The 2707-nt window shown below is 72.4% G+C and carries 2 protein-coding genes; both read right to left on the bottom strand.

Annotation, left to right across the window (positions count from 1 at the left end; translation table 11 throughout):
* Positions 1–144: 144 nt before the first annotated feature.
* Positions 145–1641 carry an aminopeptidase P family protein gene (locus tag KN815_RS47635; protein ID WP_216347998.1) on the bottom strand — a complete coding sequence of 499 codons (1497 nt, stop codon included), beginning with the start codon at positions 1639–1641 and terminating at the stop codon, positions 145–147.
* A 153-nt stretch (positions 1642–1794) separates the two neighbouring features.
* The coding region (locus KN815_RS47640) for a PP2C family protein-serine/threonine phosphatase (protein ID WP_216347999.1) at positions 1795–2707 on the bottom strand (913 nt) is incomplete at its 5' end.

The raw sequence follows: 2707 nt of genomic DNA on the forward strand, positions 1-2707 counted from the left end.
CATCTTCACGATCAACTCCTGGAACCGGATCGCGGTGACCACCCGCAAGGTGCCGGGGCAGGGCTGAGAACGGGCTGTGGGGAGCGGCACCGCCGCTCCCCACAGGACCCACATGATCAGACGATGAGCCGCCGTCTCAGGCGGTCAGGCGGTCAGGCGGGCCATCCACGCCTCGACATCGTCGGCGGTCCGCGGCAGCGCGGCCGACAGCACGCGGTTGCCGTCCTCGGTCACCAGGATGTCGTCCTCGATGCGGACGCCGATGCCCCGGTACTCCTCGGGCACGGTCAGATCGTCGGGCTGGAAGTACAGCCCCGGCTCGACCGTCAGGCACATCCCGGGCTCCAGGGTGCCGTCCACATAGGTCTCGGTACGGGCCACGGCGCAGTCGTGGACGTCCATGCCGAGCATGTGGCCGGTGCCGTGCAGCGTCCAGCGGCGCTGTAGCCCCAGCTCCAGCACCCGCTCCACCGGGCCCTCGACCAGGCCCCACTCGACGAGCCTGGTGGCCAGGACGTGCTGGGCGGCGTCGTGGAAGTCGCGGTACTTCGCCCCCGGCCGGACCGCGGCGATGCCCGCCTCCTGTGCCTCGTAGACCGCCTCGTAGATCTTGCGCTGAAGCGGGCTGTAGGTGCCGTTCACCGGCAGGGTGCGGGTCACATCGGCGGTGTAGAGGGTGGTGGTCTCCACGCCCGCGTCCAGGAGGAGCAGATCACCGGAGCGGACCGGGCCGTCGTTGCGCACCCAGTGCAGCGTGGTGGCGTGCGGGCCCGCGGCGCAGATGCTGCCGTAGCCCACGTCATTGCCCTCGACCCGGGCCCGAAGGAAGAACGTTCCTTCGATATAGCGCTCGGAAGTCGCCCGCGCCTTGTCCAGAACCTTGACGACGTCCTCGAAGCCGCGGGCCGTCGAGTCGACGGCCGCCTGGAGCTGCCCGATCTCGAACTCGTCCTTGACCAGGCGCTGCTCGCTGAGGAAGACCCGCAGCTCCTCGTCGCGCTCACCGGTGACCTTGTCGGTCAGCGCGGCCTCCAGAGCGGCGTCGTGACCGCGCACGATACGGACCGGGCCGGTCGCGGCCCTGAGCTCGTCGGCCAGCTCGCGGACGTCCTTGGCGGCCAGGCCCAGCCGCTTCTCGGCCTCCGTAAGGCTGAGCCGGCGGCCGACCCACAGCTCGCCCTGGCCGTCCAGCCAGAACTCGCCGTTCTCCCGGTTGGAGCGCGGCAGCAGATACAGCGTCGCGGTGTGGCCGCCGCCCGCCTCGGGCTCCAGCACCAGCACCCCGTCCTCGGTCTGGTCGCCGGTGAGGTACGCGTACTCGGTCGAGGCGCGGAAGCCGTAGTCCGTGTCGTTGGAGCGGGTACGGAGATTGCCCGCGGGGATGACCAGGCGGTCTCCGGGGAAGCGCGCGGAGAGCGCGGCGCGGCGGCGGGCGGTGTGCGGAGCCTGTTCGACGGGCTCCAGGTCGTGCAGCTCGGTGTCCGCCCAACCGGACTGCATGTTCGCCGCAAGCTCGTCGGAAACGCCTGGGTAGAGGCCGTTCTTCCGCTGCTTGATGGGCTCCTCGCCCTCCGGGTTCTCCGGGGCTTCGGGAGTGGGCTCCTCGGTCACGTCTTCCTCCTCGAACTGGACCCCACCCATCGTATGTGCGGGGGCGCGGCGGCCGGGAGGGCCCGAAGCGCGGGGCGACCACGGCTCCAGCGAGGGCCGTGGTCCTCCTCGAGCATCGGCCGGACTCGAGCCTTAGCCGGATTCGAGCCTCGGCCGGACTTCGAGCCTTGGCCGGACTCGACCTCAGTCGAAGTGGGCCACGAGCAGGACCAGGTCCTCGGTGCCGTCCTCCGAGGGCCGCTCCACGGGGGCCGCCGGACCGTCGGGGAGAACCGTACGGAGCACATGGTCGGCGAAGGCGTCCGGATCGGCCCGCACGCCCTTGGGAGCGCTCGCCGCGGCCGTATGCAGCCGGGTGAAGGCCCGGTCCATCGGCTCACCGGTGCGGTGGAGCAGCCCGTCGCTGTAGAAGAGGAGCGTCTCCCCGGACGACGGTTCGATCTCGACGCTGGGCGCCTCCCAGCACGAGAGCATCCCCAGCGGCGCGGACAGCGTGGTCTCCACGAACTCGGTGCGCCGCTCCCCGGTGAGCAGCGGCGGGCAGTGCCCGGCCCCGGCCAGCACCACCTTGCGCGTCCCGGGCTCGCAGTAGGCGAAGAGGGCGGTCGCGGAGCGGGCGGGCTCGGTCAGCCGCAGCAGCAGCTCCAGATCGGACAGGACGGCGACCGGATCCTCGCCCTCCATCACCGCGTACGCCCGCAGCGAGGCCCGCAGTCGCCCCATCGCGACCACGGCGCTCGGCCCGGAACCGGTTACTCCGCCCACCGAGAGCCCGAGCGCCCCGTCCGGCAGCGGCAGCGCGTCGTACCAGTCGCCGCCGCCGTGCGGACCGGGGTGGTGGCGAACGGCCAGCCGCACCCCGGGGATCCGGGGCAGCCGGGTGGGCAGCAACTCCTCCTGGACGGTCGCGACGGCGGCGCGGGCGCGGGAGAGCTCGATCAGCCGGGCGATGTGCGCGGCGGCGTACTGGCAGTACAGGCCCACGAGATGGCGCTGGCGCTCCCCGGGCTCGGCGGGCTCGTCGTAGAGCCAGGCGGCTCCGCCGAGCCGCCCGGAGGGCCCGCCGGCGCCCATGGCGGCGGCGATACCGCGCGAG

It is taken from the genome of Streptomyces niphimycinicus (assembly GCF_018883605.1).
Taxonomy (GTDB): Bacteria; Actinomycetota; Actinomycetes; order Streptomycetales; family Streptomycetaceae; genus Streptomyces; species Streptomyces niphimycinicus.